The 16,845-nt window shown below is 75.0% G+C and carries 14 protein-coding genes and 1 pseudogene; 4 read left to right on the forward strand and 11 right to left on the reverse strand.

Going from position 1 to position 16,845, the window contains the following annotated elements; translation table 11 throughout:
- Window positions 1-47: 47 nt before the first annotated feature.
- The 3 genes from ACFC2L_RS04390 to ACFC2L_RS04400 are packed head-to-tail and all read right to left on the reverse strand — an operon-like array spanning window position 48 to window position 5,247.
- Complete coding sequence (locus ACFC2L_RS04390; RefSeq protein ID WP_375823081.1) at window positions 48-3,005, reverse strand: molybdopterin-dependent oxidoreductase; 2,958 nt, start codon at window positions 3,003-3,005, stop codon at window positions 48-50.
- A complete protein-coding gene (locus ACFC2L_RS04395; RefSeq protein WP_375823082.1) occupies window positions 3,002-3,877 on the reverse strand; it encodes an FAD binding domain-containing protein in 876 nt (291 codons plus the stop codon). Before ACFC2L_RS04395 ends, ACFC2L_RS04390 begins: the two co-directional genes overlap by 4 nt.
- Entirely contained in the window at window positions 3,868-5,247 is a 1,380-nt protein-coding gene (locus ACFC2L_RS04400; RefSeq protein ID WP_375823083.1) for an XdhC family protein, read from the reverse strand. Before ACFC2L_RS04400 ends, ACFC2L_RS04395 begins: the two co-directional genes overlap by 10 nt.
- Before the next feature lie 258 nt (window positions 5,248-5,505).
- On the opposite strand from ACFC2L_RS04400, the gene moaA reads away from it, so the two are divergent.
- Together moaA and ACFC2L_RS04410 are read left to right on the forward strand one after the other, a co-directional pair.
- On the forward strand, window positions 5,506-6,612 hold the full coding sequence (moaA, locus tag ACFC2L_RS04405) for a GTP 3',8-cyclase MoaA (protein WP_375823084.1): 1,107 nt from the start codon (window positions 5,506-5,508) through the stop codon (window positions 6,610-6,612).
- Window positions 6,613-6,710: 98 nt separating this feature from the next.
- The gene (locus tag ACFC2L_RS04410; RefSeq protein WP_375823085.1) at window positions 6,711-6,983 is read left to right on the forward strand and encodes a hypothetical protein; all 273 of its coding nucleotides are present in this window, start codon (window positions 6,711-6,713) and stop codon (window positions 6,981-6,983) included.
- A 197-nt stretch (window positions 6,984-7,180) separates the two neighbouring features.
- Here ACFC2L_RS04410 and ACFC2L_RS04415 read toward each other — a convergent pair whose 3' ends face one another.
- From ACFC2L_RS04415 to ACFC2L_RS04430, 4 genes are all read right to left on the reverse strand, one after another.
- Window positions 7,181-7,591, reverse strand: a complete 411-nt coding sequence (locus ACFC2L_RS04415) for a molybdenum cofactor biosynthesis protein MoaE (RefSeq protein ID WP_375823174.1) — start codon at window positions 7,589-7,591, stop codon at window positions 7,181-7,183.
- Between the two features lie 53 nt (window positions 7,592-7,644).
- Complete coding sequence (glp, locus tag ACFC2L_RS04420) at window positions 7,645-8,949, reverse strand: gephyrin-like molybdotransferase Glp (protein ID WP_375823086.1); 1,305 nt, start codon at window positions 8,947-8,949, stop codon at window positions 7,645-7,647.
- A gap of 83 nt (window positions 8,950-9,032) precedes the next feature.
- A complete protein-coding gene (locus tag ACFC2L_RS04425; protein ID WP_375823087.1) occupies window positions 9,033-10,508 on the reverse strand; it encodes an NCS2 family permease in 1,476 nt (491 codons plus the stop codon).
- A 68-nt stretch (window positions 10,509-10,576) separates the two neighbouring features.
- Window positions 10,577-11,056, reverse strand: a complete 480-nt coding sequence (locus ACFC2L_RS04430; RefSeq protein WP_375823088.1) for a nucleoside deaminase — start codon at window positions 11,054-11,056, stop codon at window positions 10,577-10,579.
- A 418-nt stretch (window positions 11,057-11,474) separates the two neighbouring features.
- Here ACFC2L_RS04430 and nhaA point away from each other — a divergent pair, with 418 nt between their 5' ends.
- Window positions 11,475-12,890, forward strand: coding sequence for a Na+/H+ antiporter NhaA (gene nhaA, locus ACFC2L_RS04435; RefSeq protein ID WP_375823089.1), 1,416 nt, complete (start codon window positions 11,475-11,477; stop codon window positions 12,888-12,890).
- Between the two features lie 50 nt (window positions 12,891-12,940).
- Here the strand turns inward: nhaA and ACFC2L_RS04440 are convergent, their stop codons facing one another.
- Both ACFC2L_RS04440 and ACFC2L_RS04445 read right to left on the reverse strand, forming a co-directional pair.
- Entirely contained in the window at window positions 12,941-13,489 is a 549-nt protein-coding gene (locus ACFC2L_RS04440; RefSeq protein ID WP_375823090.1) for a DsbA family protein, read from the reverse strand.
- Window positions 13,490-13,655: 166 nt separating this feature from the next.
- A complete protein-coding gene (locus ACFC2L_RS04445; RefSeq protein ID WP_375823091.1) occupies window positions 13,656-14,786 on the reverse strand; it encodes a DUF2235 domain-containing protein in 1,131 nt (376 codons plus the stop codon).
- A 147-nt stretch (window positions 14,787-14,933) separates the two neighbouring features.
- Between ACFC2L_RS04445 and ACFC2L_RS04450 the strand changes: the two genes are divergently transcribed.
- Complete coding sequence (locus ACFC2L_RS04450; RefSeq protein WP_375823092.1) at window positions 14,934-16,052, forward strand: M15 family metallopeptidase; 1,119 nt, start codon at window positions 14,934-14,936, stop codon at window positions 16,050-16,052.
- A 72-nt stretch (window positions 16,053-16,124) separates the two neighbouring features.
- Here the strand turns inward: ACFC2L_RS04450 and ACFC2L_RS04455 are convergent.
- Both ACFC2L_RS04455 and ACFC2L_RS04460 read right to left on the reverse strand, forming a co-directional pair.
- Window positions 16,125-16,361: pseudogene (locus tag ACFC2L_RS04455) on the reverse strand (acylphosphatase); the annotation flags it as partial.
- Window positions 16,358-16,834: a dsRBD fold-containing protein gene (locus ACFC2L_RS04460; protein WP_375823093.1), complete on the reverse strand. Its 477-nt coding sequence runs from the start codon at window positions 16,832-16,834 to the stop codon at window positions 16,358-16,360. The gene ACFC2L_RS04460 and the pseudogene ACFC2L_RS04455, both read right to left, overlap by 4 nt.
- Window positions 16,835-16,845 lie beyond the last annotated feature (11 nt).

Below are 16,845 nucleotides of genomic sequence, written 5' to 3' on the forward strand. Positions count from 1 at the left end.
TGGGTCTCTGTCGTCGGACAGCCGGGAGGACGACAGATAGCCAGCACTCAGCGGGTGGACGCGGCCTTGATGGCCAGGTAGACCCGGTCTCGGGCCAGCGGGAGGTCGGTGAACCGCACGCCCGTCGCGGCGCGGAGCGCGTTGGCGAGCGCGGGGGCCACCGGGTTGAACGGGCTCTCGCTCATCGACTTCGCTCCCATGGGCCCGACCGTGTCCGACGTGCGCGCGAAGTAGACCTCGCTGCGCGGGGTGTCCGCGAAGGTCGGCAGGTGGTACTGGCGGAAGATGTCGGTCGTGACGCGGCCGGTCTCGTCGACGATCACGTTCTCGTAGAGCGCCGCGCCGAGGGCCTGCGCGATGCCGCCCTCGACCTGGCCGCGGCACTGGCGCGGGTTGACGACCTCGCCCGCGTCGGCGGCCTGGACGGACTGCAGGATGCGGATCTCCCCCGTGCCGTGGTGGACCGCGACGCGGAACCCGTGCACGTTGAACGCGACGGAGCGCGGGGTGCCGCCCCAGCGCCCCTCGGCGACGAGCTCGATCCCGGCGTCGGTGGCGGCGCGCGCGACGTCGGCCAGCGGCAGGACGGTCGTCGCTCGATCGCTTCCCGTGCAGTCGACGCCCCCGGGCACGAGCCGGCAGTCCCCCGGCGCCGCGCCGGCCATCCCGGCGGCGACCTTGAGCACCGCCTCCGCGAGGTCCTGCGCCGCGGCGAGCGACGCCTTGCCCGCGACGACCGTGCCCGTGGACCCGAACGCGCCGGTGTCGTGCTCGAGCAGGTCGGTGTCCGACTGCCGCACGACGACGTCCCCGGCGTCCTGCCCGAGCGCGCTCGCGACGAGCTGGGCGTGGACCGTCGTCGTGCCGTTGCCGAACTCGGCGGTGCCGACCTCGGCCTCCACCACGCCGTCGGCACGCAGCCGCACGCGCGCGTGGGAGTAGTGCCCGCGCGGCGGCACGGTGTCGATCATCGACAGCGCGGTGCCCTCGCCGACGCCCCACTCCGGACCGAGGTCCGGCAGGGCGTCAGCACCCGACCCGGCTCCCGCCCCGTACGCGGCGACGTCGCGGGCGCGCCCGCGCGCGAGCGCGTCGGCGGCGAGGTCGAGGCACTGGTCGAGGCCGTAGCTGCCGTAGAGCACGTCCTCCTCCGGCGTCGGGTGCGTGGAGAGCATGGGGTCGCCGTCGAGCACGACGTTGCGCCGCCGCAGCTCGAGCGGGTCCATCCCGAGCTGCTGCGCGAGCTCGTCGACCGCCGACTCGACGGCGAAGATCATCTGCGACAGCCCGTAGCCCCGGAACGCGCCCGCGGGCACGGTGTTCGTGTAGACGCAGTGCGCGTCGACCTTCTTGTTCTCGCACCGGTACACCGCGAGCGACTCGCCGCACCCGTGGAACATGACGCCGGGGCCGTGGTTGCCGTACGCGCCCGTGTTGGTGAGCACGTCGAGGTGCAGGGCGGTGAGCGTTCCGTCGCGGCGCGCGCCCGCGCGCACCCGGATGCGGAAGGGGTGGCGCGTCGTCGTCCCGACGAACTGCTCCGTGCGGGTGAGCTCGAGCTGGACCGGGCGCCCGAGCCGCAGCGCCGCGAGCGCCGCGACGTCCTCGGTGAGCACCTCCTGCTTGCCGCCGAACCCGCCGCCCACGCGCTCGCAGTGCACGCGCACGTGCTCCGGGTCCAGGTCGAGCACGCGCGCGAGGTGGCGCCGCGCGAGGAACGGCACCTGCGTGGACGACCGCACGACGAGCCGGCCGTCGTCGTCGAGCGACGCGATGGCGCCGTGCGTCTCGAGCGCGGCGTGCTGCACGCGGTGGGTGCGGTACGTGGCCTCGTGCACGACGTCGGCCTCCGCCAGTCCGCGCTCGACGTCGCCGAGCTCGCTGTGCACCTCGGCGACGACGTTCGCCTCGGGCCGCGAGACGCGCGCGTCCGCGGCGTCCAGCTCGGGATGGACGAGCGGCGCGCCGGGCGCCATCGCGTCCTCGGGGTCGACGACGGCGGGCAGCACCTCGTACTCGACGCGCACCTGGCGCACGCCCTCCTCGGCCGCCGCGACCGTGTCCGCGACGACGGCCGCGACGCGCTGCCCGACGTGCCGGACCACGTCGTCGAGGACGCGGGTGTCGTCGGGGTCGTCGGTGAACAGCTCGTGCTGCGCGGTCGAGAACCGCGCCGCGGGCGCGTCCTCGTGGGTGAGCACGGCGTGCACGCCCGGCACCGCGAGCGCCGCGGACGCGTCGATCGCGACGACGCGCGCGTGCGCGTGCGGCGACCGGACGAGCTTGAGGTGGAGCAGCCCCGGGTAGTCGGCGGGGTCGACGTCGAGCGTGTACCGCGCCGTCCCGGTGACGACCCCGCGCCCGGCCGGCGCGGGCACGTCCCGCCCGAACGCCGAGGTAGAGGCGTGGTCACCCGAGGTAGAGGCATGGCCACCGCCCGACGGCGTGCGCTCCCCCGTGCCCGGGGCGGTCCCGGTCGTGTCGCCCCGGCCGAGGACGGCGTCCTCGATCGCGCGGTAGCCGGTGCAGCGGCACAGGTTCCCCTTGAGGTTGCGCGGCAGGTTCGCGCGCTGCGCGTCGTCGAACGTCGCGGCGGTCATGATCATCCCCGCCGTGCAGAACCCGCACTGGAACCCCTGCGCGTCGAGGAACTGCTGCTGCACAGGGTGCAGCGCGTCCTGCGGCCCGTGCGGGTCCTGGTCGCACGCGGCGGTCCCCTCGTCCCCGGCGCCGCTGCCCTGGCACGCCGTCGCGGCGAGGCCCTGGACGGTCGTCACCTCGTGGCCCGCCGCGCGCCGCGCCGGGTAGACGCACGAGTGCACGGGGACGCCGTCGACGTGGACCGTGCACGCCCCGCAGTCACCCCCGTCGCAGCCCTTCTTGACGCCGAGCGCGCCCTGCTCGCGCAGGTAGGTGCGCAGGCACTGGCCCGCGCGCGGCTCGGTCTGCGCCGTGCGGCCGTCGATCGAGACGGGCGGGGTCGGGCGGGGGTCGATCGGGGTCATCGGGGGTCTCCGTCCGTGCCGTCGACGAGGCAGCCGAGAAGCTCGGCGCGGATCTCCTCGCCGAGGCGGTAGGTCATGTCCCGGCGCCACGCGGGCAGTCCGTGGATGTCGTCGTGGTAGAGCTCGACGGGGATCGCGGCGTCGAGCGCGGCAGCGAGCCCGGCCGCCGTCGGGAGCGCGTCCGCGGGGAAGCGGAGCTGCACGGGCCGCCGCGTCGAGGCGGTGACCGTGAGGACGAGCCCGCCTCCCGCGTCGGGCGGGTCGACCCGGCCGATCAGGAGGACGCCCGAGCGCCCGAGGTTCGAGAGGGACAGGCGCCGGAACGCGGTGCGCGCGCGCAGCGCGTGGTCGGGCACGCGGATCGCGCGCAGGAGCTCGCCGGGCGCGAGCGTGTTGGCCAGCTCTCCCGTGACGAGCTCGGCGACCGGCTGCTCCCGGCGGGTGCCGCCCGGTCCCCAGACCTCCGCGACGCCGTCGAGCGCGGCCGTGAGGGAGATCATCGGCCCGGCCGGGAGGGACGTGCAGACGTTGCCGCCGACCGTCGACGTGTTCCAGATCTTGAAGGACGCGACGAAGCTGTCGCAGCACGGGCGCACGAGGTCGAGCGCGGTCCAGCGTCCACGCACGGGGGCGGCCTGCGGGCTCTCCTCGAAGCCCCACAGCTCGGCGACCGTGCAGGTCGCGGCGATCTCGAGGCCGTCGTCGGTGACCGTGAGCGCGGGCCAGCCGGCGCTCGTCACGTCGAGCAGGCGCCGCAGCGTCTGGCTGCCGTAGGAGAACAGGACGGTGCCGCCCGCGAGCCAGGCGTCGCCCTCGCGCCAGTCGCCGGGGTCGACGGTCGGGACGAGGTCGGTGACGGTGCTCAGGTCCATCGGGAGGCCTCCTCGGGGATCGGCGCGGACGTGGTCGCGGGGTCGTGGTCGGACGACGCGGCGGGAGGGTCGGCGTGGATCGGCCCGTCCGTGCCGCTGAGCGGGACGACGGCGGCCCGCCCGTGCCGGGTCGCGACGAGCTCCGCGGTGATCGAGACGGCGACCTCCTCGGGCGTCACCGCCCCGAGGTCCAGGCCGATGGGTGAGCGCAGGCGCGCGAGCGCCGCCTCGGTGACGCCCTCCGCGCGCAGGGCCGCGACACGCTGGGCGTGCGAGCGGCGCGACCCCATCGCGCCGACGTACGCGAGCGGCAGGTCGAGCGCGAGGTGCAGGAGCGGCACGTCGAACTTCGCGTCGTGCGTGAGGACCGCGACGGCGGTCCGCGGGTCGACGCGACCGGCGGCAGCCTCGGTGGCGAGGTACCGGTCCGGCCACTCGACGACGACCTCCGCCTCGGGGAACCGGCGCGCGTCGGCGAACACCTCGCGCGCGTCGACCAGGGTCACGCGGTAGCCGAGCAGGCGCACGTGACGCACGAGCGCGCCGGCGAAGTCGTTCGCCCCGCACACGAGGAACCGCGGCGCGGGCAGCCGGGTCTCGACGAGCAGCGTGACGGGCTCGGTCTCGTCGCACGCGCCGCCGTCGTGCGTCGATGCGCCGGTCTGCGGGTCGAGCGTGGTGCCGGGCGCCGTGCCGGGTGTGCCGGGCGCCGGGACCCGCGGCGCTCCGTGCGCCGCGTGGACCGCCGCCGTGCCGCCCGCACGCAGCACGGCGACCACCTGGGCCGCCGCGGCGTCGAGAGCGGCCGGTCCGACCAGGTCGCGCAGCGCCCGGGCGACGCTCCGCTCGTCCGCGGCCGCGGGGTCGTCGACGAGGACCGCGGTGCGCCGCGCCCCGTCGATCCGGCGCACGAGCGCCACGGACCCGAGCCCGGTGGCCGCCGCCGCGCCGTCGGACGGCCCCGCCCCCGGACCCGGTGGGGCGTCCGAGCCCGCGCGCGCTCCGCCGTCGGGCCGTGCCGTCGTCGCGGCGAGCGCCCGTGCCGCCTCGTCGCCCGGGAAGACCGGCTGCACGTGCACGTCGAGCGTGCCGCCGCAGCTCAGCCCGACGGCGAACGCGTCGTCGTCGCTGTAGCCGAACGTCTCGCGGTGGCACCTTCCGGCGGCGATGGCGTCGAGCGCGGCGGCGTGCACCGCGCCCTCGACGCACCCGCCGGACAGGCTGCCGAGGACGGCGCCGTCGGCGCGCACGGCCATCGCCGTGCCGACCGGTCGCGGCACGGAGCCGGACGCCGCGACCACCGTCGCGACGGCGAACGGGGGCTGCCCCGGGCCGAGCCAGGGGGCGAGCCGGTCGACGATCTGGAGCATCGTGGGCCTCGCTTCCGCCAGGGTGCCGGCGAACCGGCGTCCTTCCAGTGAACCCTTGCGGTGAGTCCCCTGCGTGCCCGGGAACGCGTCGGCTGTGACGCTCCGGAGACGCAGGGCTTGAATCCGCCCTTGGACTGCTCTCCTCCGAGAAGAGAGGTGTTCCGCTGAATGGAATTCAACTTCCATCCGATGGACTCGAGGCTAGCACGCGGCCCCGCGTGGGTCACGAGTCCCCGGCCGGGAACGTACGATCGGCCCATGACCGCGGTCTCGCTCGGGATGCCCAGGCTGCGCTCGACCGCGCCCGCCGGCGGCTCACCGGACCTCGACCCGAGCCGTCCCGCGACCGAGGCGCTCGTCGACCGCTACGGCCGCGTCGCGCGCGACCTGCGGATCTCGATCACCGAGAAGTGCTCGCTGCGCTGCACCTACTGCATGCCCGCCGAGGGCCTCCCCGCCATCCCGCGGGAGGACCTCCTCACGCCGGCCGAGATCGGCCGGGTCGTGCGCGTCGCCGTCGGGCGGCTCGGCATCACCGACGTCCGGTTCACGGGCGGGGAGCCGCTCATGCGCCGCGACCTCGCGGACATCCTGCGCGCCGCGCGCGCAGCCGCGCCCGACGTGTCGCTCTCGCTGACGACCAACGCGATCGGGCTCGACAAGCGCGTCCACGAGCTCGTCGCCGCGGGCCTCGACCGCGTGAACATCTCGCTCGACTCCGTCGACCGGGCCGACTTCGCGCGCCTCACGCGCCGCGACCGGCTGCCCGACGTGCTCGCCGGGATCCGGGCCGCGCTCGCCGCCGGGCTCGCGCCGGTCAAGCTCAACGCGGTCCTCATGCCCGAGACGCTGACGGGCGCCGCGGACCTCCTGGCGTTCGCCGTCGACCACGGCTGCCACCTGCGGTTCATCGAGCAGATGCCGCTGGACGCCGACGGGCACTGGACGCGGGACGACCTCGTCTCCGCGACGGACCTCCTCGCCGCGCTCGGGAGCCGCTTCGACCTGCTCGCCGTCGGCCGCGACGACCCGTCCGCGCCCGCCGAGGAGTGGCTCGTCGACGGCGGTCCCCAGACCGTCGGCATCATCGCGTCCGTCACGCGCTCGTTCTGCGGCGCGTGCGACCGCACCCGGCTCACCGCCGAGGGCACCGTCCGGTCGTGCCTGTTCGGCGACGACGAGACCGACCTGCGCGCGATCCTCCGCTCCGCGGACCTCACCGAGGACGAGCGCGACGACGCCCTCGCCCGCGCGTGGCAGGGCGCCATGTGGCGCAAGCCGCTCGCCCACGGCAGCGACACCCGGACGCTCGCCGCCGACGCGTTCGCGCCGACGTCGCGCAGCATGGGCGCGATCGGCGGCTGAACGACGCTGCGCACGGTGGCGCAGATCATAGGGTGAAGCCGGTCACCCTGCCGCGTCTGCCCAGGTCACAGCGGACGGACCTTCCTACCATGGATGCCGTGACGACGATCTCCCCTGCACCCATCAACCGCCCCGCGACCTCCTCCTCCGACGCGCCCACGGCGACGCCGGACAACGGCACCTCCGCGCTGCCGATCTACCGCACCGACGACCGGTCCGGGAGCTGGAAGGCCGGGACCAAGAGCGTCCTGGGCGCGACGATCGGCGCCGTCGTCGGGACCGTCGTGCTGAGCTGGTTCGGCCTCGTCCTCGGCACCGCCGTCGGGCTGGGCATCGGCATGCTGCTCGACAACCGCCCCACCACGCGCTGACCCGTCCCGTCCCACCCACGGTCCGCGCGGCGAGCGCGAGACCGGGAGCGTGCCGCCTGACATCGTCGTCGCACGGCGGATCCGCAGCCAGACGCACGAGAGGCGAGAAGTGGTCCCTCCCCGGCCCGAGCCGGGGGCCACTTCTCGCCTCTCGTCGTTCGTCGGCCCGGTCGGCGGCGCGGCCGGAGCGCGGTCCGCTACAGCCCGACCCACTCCGAGACGCCGTCGTCGAAGTGCTGCCGCTTCCAGATCGGCACCTCCGCCTTGATGCGCTCGACGAGCAGCGAGCAGGCCTCGAACGCCTCCCGGCGGTGACCCGCGGCCGCCGACGCGACGAGCGCCACGTCGCCGATCCCGAGGGTCCCGTACCGGTGGACGGCGGCGACGCGCAGCCCGGTCTCGGCCGCCACACCGGCCACGCACCGCCGGATCACCGCGGTGGCGTCGGGGTGCGCCTCGTAGTCGAGCCGGCTCACGCCGCGGCCGCCGTCGACGTCGCGCACGACCCCGCGGAACGTCACGACGGCGCCGCACTCCGGGCTCGCGACCGCGTCCTCGACGGCGCGCGACACGGCGTCGTCGAGCACGTCCGTCGTCACGCGGCTCACGTCCTCGGACGCACCACCCTGGCCAGCGCCTCGGGACTCGCCCTGCGTCTCGCTCACAGCTCTCGTACCTCCACCTCGGTCCCGGCGTCCCACTCTGTCACGTCCGCCGGGACGTCCACGAGCACGTCCGCCCGCGCCATCGACGCGACGAGGTGCGACCCCGCTCCCCCGACGACGCGGACCGTGCCGTCGGGGCCGGTCGCGCCGCGCAGCAGCTGACGCTTCCCGGCGGGCGAGGTCAAGGCCTCGGCAAGGACGGCCGTGCGCACCCGGTCGACGGCGGGCAGACCCGACGCCCGCTCGAGCGGCTCGCGCAGGAACATCGCGAACGACACCTGGGCGCTCACCGGGTTGCCGGGGAACGTGAGCACGGGCGTCCCGTGCACGGCGCCGAACCCCTGCGGCCCGCCGGGCTGCATCGCGACCGACCGGAACGTGACGCCCGACGACGCACCGCCACCGAGCACGTCCTTGACCACCTCGTACGCGCCCTGCGACACGCCGCCCGACGTGACGACGAGTTCTGCGACCGCGGCCGCCTCGGCAAGCACGGCGGCGAACCGCGCGGCGTCGTCACCGCAGCGTGCCGTGCGCACGACCTCCCCGCCCGCGCGCCGCACGGCGGCGCCGAGCGCGTCGGCGTTGGCGTCGAAGACCTGCCCGGGCCCCGGCGTCTCCCCGGGACCGACGAGCTCCGACCCGGTCGACAGGACGGCGACGCGCGGCCGGGCGACCACCCGCACGCTCCCCACCCCGCACGCCGCCGCGGCGGCCAGGTGGTGCGGCGCGAGGTCCGTCCCGTCCCGCAGGAGCACGTCCCCAGGCCGGACGTCGGAGCCCGCCTCCCGGACGAAGTCCCCCGCCGACCGCGGCACGCGGACCTCGACGGCGTGGCTCGCACCGGGACCGGCAGGGTCGTCGCCCGCCGGACCTGCGGCGTCGGGTCGCGGCGTGCCGGAGAACGTCCCTGCGACGGTGTCCTCGACGGGGACGACGGCGTCCGCGCCGTCGGGCACGGGTGCGCCCGTCATGATGCGGGCCGCGGTGCCCGGGGCGAGCCGCGGCGGGACGCCCGGGGCGGCGGGGATCTCGGCCGCGACGCCGAGCCGGACGGGCGCGTCCGCGCTCGCCCCGGCGACGTCCGCGGCCAGCACGGCGTAGCCGTCCATCTGGGAGTTGCGGAACAGCGGGACGGCGACGGGCGCGACGAGGTCGCCAGCGAGGACCCGGCCGAGCGCGTCGGCGAGGACGACGTCCTCGGTGCGCGTGCGCCGTCGGGCCGCCTCGACGAGGGGGGCGAGGAGCGCCGCGACGTCCGCGCGGTGCTGGTCGACGCTCACGCGTGCAGTCCCGGCCATGCCTGCCCTCCCACGTTCCGTGCACGCCGACGGGCCACCCGGAGGAGCGGGCGACCCGTCGGCCGTGCGGTCGATGTCGAGGCTCAGCCTCCCACGACCGCGGTCAGGGGACCGCGCACGAAGTACACGACGAACCCGGCCGCCACCACCCACAGCAGGGGGTGGACGTCGCGCGCCCTGCCGCACGCGAACCGCAGCAGGACCCACGTGACGAACCCGATCCCGATGCCGTTGGCGATCGAGTACGTGAGCGGCATGGTCACGATCGTCAGGAAGACCGGGAGGGTGACCGTGAAGTCGGTCAGGTCGATCTCCTTGATCTGGCCCATCATCATCGCGCCCACGACCACGAGCACCGCGCTCGCGACCTCGATCGGCACGACCGCCGTGAGCGGCGTGAGGAACATCGCGACCAGGAACAGCCCGCCGGTGACGACCGACGCGAGGCCCGTCCGCGCGCCCTCGCCCACGCCCGCGGCCGAGTCGACGAACACCGTGTTCGACGACGAGGACGTCGCGCCGCCCACGACCGCGCCCACGCCCTCGACGACGAGCGCCGACTTGATGCGCGGGAAGTTGCCGTCCGCGTCGGCGAGGCCGCCCTGCTTGGCGAGGCCCGTCATCGTGCCCATCGCGTCGAAGAAGTTCGTGAAGAACAGCGTGAACACGAGCATCGTCGCCGCGAGCGCCCCGATCCGGTCGAACGCGCCGAACGAGAGCTGCCCGAACAGGCTGAGGTCCGGCACGGAGACGAGGGAGCTCGGCAGCGTCGGCACGGTGAGGTGCCAGCCGCCGGGGTTGTCGTCGGACGCCGGACCGAGCTGCAGCACCGACTCGGCCACGATCGCGACGACGGTCGTCGCGACGAGCCCGATGAGCAGGCCGCCCTTGACCTTGCGCGCCACGAGGATCCCCATGGTGAGCAGCCCGACGACGAACACGAGGGTCGGGACCGAGGTGATCGACCCGCCGTCGCCGAGCTGGACCGGCGGACCTCCCGGGGTGCGCGTGACGAACCCCGCGTCGACGAACCCGATGAACGCGATGAACAGGCCGATGCCGACCGTGATCGCCGCCTTGAGCTGGCGCGGGACGGCGTTGAAGATCGCCGACCGCGCGCCCGTCACGGCGAGCAGCACGATGAGCAGGCCGTTGACGAGCACGAGCCCCATCGCCTCGGGCCACGTCACGTCGCCGATCACGGCGACCGCGAGGAACGAGTTGATGCCCAGCCCGGCCGCGAGCGCGAACGGGAGGTTCGCCACGAGGCCGAACAGGATGGTCAGCCCGCCGGCGGCGAGGCCGGTCATCGCGCCGACCTGCGCCGTCTGGAGCCACCCGCCCGCGACGTCGACGGGAGCGTTCTCGGCGCTCGTCCCGCCGAGGATGAGGGGGTTGAGGATGACGATGTACGCCATCGCGAAGAAGGTCACCAGACCGCCGCGGAGCTCGCGCCCCGTGGTCGAGCCGCGCTCGGTGATCTTGAAGAAGCGGTCCAGCCGGCCGGTGGCCGGGCCGGTGCCGCGTGCGTCGTCGTTCTCGGCGGTCTCCCGCCGCATGCCGAGGAGGGTCACGTCCTTGTGTCCTCTCGGTGCGAGATCGCGGTGCCGATCGGCCGCGCGGCCGCTCAGTACTCGATCCGGGACTCGAGGACGCGCCACGCGTCGAACGGCGCGGTGGCGGTGGCCGTGCGCTCGTGCACGACCTGCATGCTCCGGTCGGCCGGGTCCGCGGCGAAGAAGTCGTAGAACTCCGCGTCGTCGAACCCGGCGCTCGCGGCGTCGTGGCGGTCGGCGGCGAAGTACACGGTCTGCACGCGCGCCCAGAGGGCGGACGCGAGGCACATGGGGCAGGGCTCGCAGCTCGAGTAGAGGGTCGCGCCCGTGAGGTCGAACGTGCCGAGCGCGGCGCAGGCGCGCCGGATCGCGGTGACCTCGGCGTGCGCGGTGGGGTCGTTGTCCTGCGTGACCCGGTTGTTGCCCTCGAACACCTGCCCGTCGGCGGTGACGACGACGGCGCCGAAGGGTCCTCCGGCGTTCGCGACGCTGTCGACCGCGAGGGCGACGGCTCGGTCCAGGTGTGCTGCGTCCACGACAAGAGTGTCCATGGTGAGTCTCCACGGTTCGGGCAGCGACGCCGGGTGCTCCGCCTCCGGCTGTCCGGCTCGTCGGTGAGCCGGGAGGAGGCGGCCGGCGGGCCGCTGCAGGCGAGTTGTCACTTCCGCCTGGTAGGTAGCTGCCGGTGTCGGATCGATCGCGTCGACCACCGAGCGTCCGCTCGGCCCGGGCCCGCCGTTGGCACGCACGACGCTAGCAGCGCGTGACAGGGGCCACAAGGGTTTCGGAAGAACTTTTCCATACTGTGGACAGAGTGGTGGAGATCTCGCCGTCGCCGGGCCGTTGCGGAAGGAACTCCCGCCCGCGAGAGTTGTCCCAGCGCAGGTCCGACGCAGCGTCGGTCCGCAGGTCCCACCCGAAGGTCCGACGCCGGGGGCGTCGCCCCGCTCCCGACCACCCGGAGGCCCCGTGACCGAGCCCGCCCCGCCGTCGTCGTTCCCGGTCGTCCACGTCCCCGCGCGCCCCGGCCCCCCGCTGCGCTTCCAGCTCCGCCCCGTCGCAACCTCCCTGCGCTCGTTCCTCGCCACCGAGGCCGGCGGCGCGGTGCTGCTGCTCGCCGCGACCGTCGTCGCGCTCGTCTGGGCGAACTCCGCCTGGTCGGGGGCCTACGACGCGGTGTGGGCCGCGACCGCGGGCTGGCACGTCGGGCCGTGGTCGTTCGAGATGGACCTGCACCACTGGGTCAACGACGCCGCGATGGCCGTGTTCTTCCTCGTCATCGGGCTCGAGATCAACCGCGAGGTGACCAGCGGCGAGCTGCGCAACCGCCGGACCGTCGCGGTGCCCGCGCTCGGCGCGCTCGGCGGCCTCGCCGTGCCCGCGCTCATCTACGTCGCCTTCAACGCCGGGTCGCCCGCGCAGCACGGGTGGGGCATCGTCATGTCGACCGACACGGCGTTCCTCGTCGGGATCCTCGCACTGTTCGGTCCACGCTGCCCCGACCAGCTCAGGCTCTTCCTTCTCACGCTCGCCGTCGTGGACGACATCGGGGCCATCACCGTCATGGCGCTCTTCTACACCGACGACCTCTGGCTCCCCGGGCTCCTCGTCGCCGCCGTGCTCGTCGTCGTCATCGTCGGACTGCGGTGGCTCGGCGTGTGGCGTCTGGCGCCGTACGTCCTCGTCGGGATCGCGCTGTGGGGCGCGGTCTACGCGTCCGGCGTCCACGCGACGCTCGCGGGTGTGCTCGTGGGCCTGCTCGTCCCGTCGCGCTCGTCGCGTCCCGTCGACGTCGCGGTCGTGCCCAAGTACGCCAAACGTCTCGCCCAGGAGACGACGGCGGAGCGCGAGCACCTCACCGAGCTCGCCGCGCGCGCGGCGGTGCCCATGAGCGAACGCCTCCAGCGCGTCCTGCACCCGTGGAGCGCCTACGTCGTCGTGCCCGTGTTCGGCCTCGCCAACGCGGGCGTGCAGCTCGACGCCGAGTCGCTGCGGACCGCGGCGACGTCGCCCGTGACGATCGGCGTCGCCGTCGCGCTCGTCGTGGGCAACGCCGTCGGCATCTTCGGTGCCGCGACGCTCGCCCTGCGCCTCGGGCTCGGCGACCTCCCCGGCAGGGTGCGCTACTCCCACCTGCTCGGCGGGGCGATCCTCGCCGGTATCGGCTTCACCATCTCGCTCTTCATCGCCGAGCTCGCCTTCGACGACGAGGTGCTCATCGAGCAGGCCAAGATCGGTATCCTCGCCGGCTCGCTCGTCGCCGCCGTCCTCGGCTCCCTCGCCCTCCGGTTCGTCGGCGAACGCTGGCCCCTGTGCTCCCCCGGCGCCGACGGCCCCCCGCCCGAGCTCCCACCCCTCCCCTGGCGCCCACCCGCGACCGCCTGAGCACCCAGCCCCCGTCGAGCCAGAACCCTGGTCCACCGACGTCGTAGGTACTACCTCGGCGGGGCCGTGGCCTCGATCGCAGCGCGGAGGCCGTCCGCGGTGACGCGGCCGCGGTAGCGGACGCCGTTGACGAACAAGGTCGGGGTGCCTTGGACTCCCAGGGTGAGGGCGTCGGCGTAGTCGCGCTGCACGGGCGCGGCATGCTGCTGCGCGGCGTCCCCCACGACCGAGGCGCCGTCGAGGCCGAGCTCCTCGGCCCTGTCGGCGAGGCCGGCCTCGCCGAGCTGGTCCTGGTGCTCGAACAGCGCGGCCTGCATCTCCCAGAACCGCCCCTGCGCCGCGGCGGCCTCGACCGCGAGCGCCGCGGAGAGCGCGTGGGGGTGGATCTCGAAGAGCGGGAAGTGCCGGAACACGAGGCGCACCTGACCGCCGGACGACTCGACGACCTGCCGCAGCACGGGCGCGGCGGCGGCGCAGTACGGGCACTCGAGGTCGCCGAACTCGACGATCGTGACCGGCGCGTCCGGGTTGCCGAGCACGTGCGCGTCGGCGGGGACGAGCTGCTCGGCCGGGACGGGTGCTGCGGTCTGCTCGCTCACGCCGCCCAGCATGGCACGGGGCGGGCGCGTCGCACCTGGCGAGCGGGCGACGTCGTCCCCGCACCCGGGCACCGCGGCGGCGCGTCCACGTCCGGACCGTCGCGGATCACCGATCGCCCGTCGCCGGCCGCCGGGCGCCGGTCGCCGATCGCGTCCGCTCGTTCCCTCACGCGAGGACGAGCGGCCGGTCCTCCCGGGTGCCGCCGGGGATCGGCTCGACCAGGCGGTCCAGGCCGGGACCGGCGCTCTCGCGCCACCACGTGACGTTGCGGGCGTGACGCGCGTACTCGGAGGACGGGTCGGCCGTGAGGTACGCCGCGGTCTGGGCGAGGTACACGGCGTCGACGGTGTCCGGCGGGGTCGGGACGCCCGCGAGGACGCGCCGGTCGCCGCGGAAGCGCGGGCGCGGGTGCAGGCGCTTGAGGAGGTTGAGGGCACCGAACAGCAGGCCGGGTCGGAACCGGCACACGAACTCGTCCTCGTGGTGGAGCTGGGCGAACAGCCGGTCCTCGTCGAAGGTGAGCCCGCGCGCGATCGCCTCGCCGACCATCCACAGGAGCGCGGTGTCGGAGAGCGCGCGGGCCCGGGCTCCGCCGCCGACGTCGCTGTGCCCGCCGGGGAACCACACCTGCTTGACCCGGGCCGCCATGGCGACGGGGACGTCCCAGAGGCAGGGCTCGAACGTGATGCGGCGGTCGTCGATCGCGAGGGCCTGCCGGGCGCACTCGACGTCGGTCGACAGGCGCAGGTCGTGGAACCGGCTGCGGCGGCGCGACAGCCCGGGGACCCCGAGCGCGCCGACGGTGTCGAACACCCCGAGGAACGCGACCGGGACGTGGTCGTGGCAGTGCTCGGCGCGGAACGCGGCGGCCCGCTCCGACCGCTGGGCGGCGTCGCGCACGCGGTAGATCCGCTCGGCGTCGCACAGGTGGTCGCGCGCCAGGGAGTCCTGGGTGAGCAGGCCGACGGTCGCGACCATGCCGACGATGCTGCGGGCCGTGTACGCACCGCGGCTGAAGCCGAACACGTAGATCTCGTCGCCGGGCTCGTAGTTGAGCGCGAGGTGGCGGTAGCCGGCGACGACGTTGCGCGTCAGACCGTACCCGAACGCCCCGCCGAGCAGGCGGTCGACCAGGTAGCCCTGCGCCCCGACGCCCTCGACGGAGAACACCATCTGCTGCACGCCGTCCGGTCCGATGCCGGTGCGGACCGAGCGCGCGATCTTCTCGATGTTCGACACGCTCGCGTTCACCGGCGAGTTCCACGTGCCGTCGCAGCACAGCACCAGCCGCTTCATGGCCCCTCCCCACCTCGCCCCGGCACCGTCACCGGGGTCACCATCTGGGGAGGGTCCGGCGGGGATCGTGATACTTCGGTGAGCGTGTCCACGCTCACCCGGCGAACGGTCCGGGGGCACCCGCGGGGTGGCGTAGGTTCTGGCGGTGTGACCGTCACGAGCACCCCACCCTCCACCGGCCCCTCGGGCTACCCGACCGGGCGGGAGCGGCGGCACGCCCGGGGGACGCGCCGGCACCGCGGCGTGTGGGTCGCGGTCGTCGTGACGCTGACGCTCCTCCTCGGCGCCGCCGGGGGTGGCCTGGTCTGGTACCGGGGGTCGACCTACGACGACCTGGCCGCGCAGACCACCACGGCGCAGGCCCTGCTCACGACCTCCGACGGGAAGGTCGCCGACCCCGCCGTCCGGGACGACCTCGCGGTCGAGGTCGACGACGCGCGCGCCCTGCTCGGGGCGTCGTTCGTCGACCGGATGACGACCGGCACGACGGGCGCGACCGTCTCGCTGGAGGAGGCGTCACAAGCCGTGCACGCCTCGATGCTGGAGCACGCGCGGGCCGCGGTCGACGCGGCCCGCGCGAGCCTCGCTCCCGTCCAGGAGCAGGGCGAGAAGATCTACGCCGCGACAGAGGGCCTGGGCGCCGACGAGGCGGTGCGCGCCCGGCTGCGGGAGGCGCTCGACGCGGCCGCGGCGACGTCGGTGACGGCCGGGACCGGTGCGGCCGCCGACGACCTCGCCGCGCTGGAGCAGGCCGTGCTCGACCTGGAGGCGGACCTGGCGTCCGTCGCCACGTCCACGGAGGAGACGTCGACCGCGCAGGACGCCGTCTCCTGCCCCGCGCCGGACCAGGTGTGGGACCCGGACGGCGGTCGCGTGCCCGACTCCGCCCTGGCCGCGATCCCGTGGTCGCCGTCGGACCGCGTGCGTGCCGACGTGCTCGACGGCCTCGTCGCGCTCGACGCGGCCTACGTCGAGCGGTTCGGCGTGCACCTGACGATCAACTCCTCCTACCGCACCTACGAGGAGCAGGCCGGGCTCTACGACCCGTCGTCGCCGATCGCCGCCCCGCCCGGCTGCTCGAACCACGGCCTGGGGTTCGCCGTCGACCTGGGTGGCGGCGTGCAGGCGTTCGGCACCCCCCAGTACGAGTGGCTCAAGCAGAACGCCGAGGCCTTCGGCTGGACGCACCCCGACTTCGCCGAGCCGGACGGGCGCGTGCCCGAGCCGTGGCACTGGGAGTCGGTCCTCGCCCGCGCGGACGCCTGAGCGGTCGCCCGACCCGGCGCCCGCGTCGGTCCGCGCCCCGCGCGACGGCGTCACCCCGCGCGCGTCGACGTCGACCCGGGTGACGTGCCCCGGCGTCGGGCCGTCGCGCAGCCACGCCACGAGGCGGTCGACGGCGTCAGGCGGCCCGGTGGCGACGACCTCCACCGTGCCGTCGGGACGGTTCGTCGCGGCCCCGTCGAGGCCCAGCACGGTGAGCCGTTCGCGCGTCGCCCAGCGGAACCCGACGCCCTGCACGCGCCCGTGCACGACGGCGCGCACGACGACGGGCGCGTCGGGCGACCCCGTCACAGGTGCACGTGCGCAGGGACGCCCGTCGACGACTCGATGTCGGACTCGGCGTCGTCCAGCAGCCGGTCCGCGAGCCGCCGCAGCGCGCGCCCGACCGCGATCTCGTCGCCGATGAGGGGGACGTCCAGGTCGTGCGGGTCGCGGCGTGCGCGCCCGACCGTCCGGACGTGGCCGGGCGCCTCCGCGACCAGGACGGCCTCCGCCGTCGTACGACCCTCCGACTCGACGACGCTCACCTGCACGCGCCACACCTTGGTCGAGCCGGTCCCGCCCCCGGCCTCCGCGCCGGGGACGTGCTCGACGTAGCTGTCGGACCCCGGGTAGACGAGCGTGCGCTCGCCCGTGTCGGTCCACTCGACGAGGTACGGGGGCGACCCGTCCTCGTGCCGCAGCTCGACCACCACCCCGTCGCGCACCGCTCCGCCGACGACCCCCGAGGCGGTCACGATCCTGTCCCCGACCGATGCCCTCATGGCTCCTCCTC

Origin of the sequence: Cellulosimicrobium sp. NPDC055967 (assembly GCF_042269845.1) — a bacterium.
In the GTDB taxonomy this organism is placed as follows: Bacteria; Actinomycetota; Actinomycetes; order Actinomycetales; family Cellulomonadaceae; genus Cellulosimicrobium.

What these genes read in the sequence shown, in the direction of transcription:
- ACFC2L_RS04390 (WP_375823081.1), bottom strand. Translation starts at nt 3,005, where the DNA reads ATGACCCCGATCGACCCCCGCCCGACCCCGCCCGTCTCGATCGACGGC.
- ACFC2L_RS04395 (WP_375823082.1), bottom strand. Translation starts at nt 3,877, where the DNA reads ATGGACCTGAGCACCGTCACCGACCTCGTCCCGACCGTCGACCCCGGC.
- ACFC2L_RS04400 (WP_375823083.1), bottom strand. Translation starts at nt 5,247, where the DNA reads ATGCTCCAGATCGTCGACCGGCTCGCCCCCTGGCTCGGCCCGGGGCAG.
- moaA (WP_375823084.1), top strand. Translation starts at nt 5,506, where the DNA reads ATGACCGCGGTCTCGCTCGGGATGCCCAGGCTGCGCTCGACCGCGCCC.
- glp (WP_375823086.1), bottom strand. Translation starts at nt 8,949, where the DNA reads ATGGCCGGGACTGCACGCGTGAGCGTCGACCAGCACCGCGCGGACGTC.
- ACFC2L_RS04425 (WP_375823087.1), bottom strand. Translation starts at nt 10,508, where the DNA reads ATGCGGCGGGAGACCGCCGAGAACGACGACGCACGCGGCACCGGCCCG.
- ACFC2L_RS04430 (WP_375823088.1), bottom strand. Translation starts at nt 11,056, where the DNA reads ATGGACACTCTTGTCGTGGACGCAGCACACCTGGACCGAGCCGTCGCC.
- ACFC2L_RS04445 (WP_375823091.1), bottom strand. Translation starts at nt 14,786, where the DNA reads ATGAAGCGGCTGGTGCTGTGCTGCGACGGCACGTGGAACTCGCCGGTG.
- ACFC2L_RS04460 (WP_375823093.1), bottom strand. Translation starts at nt 16,834, where the DNA reads ATGAGGGCATCGGTCGGGGACAGGATCGTGACCGCCTCGGGGGTCGTC.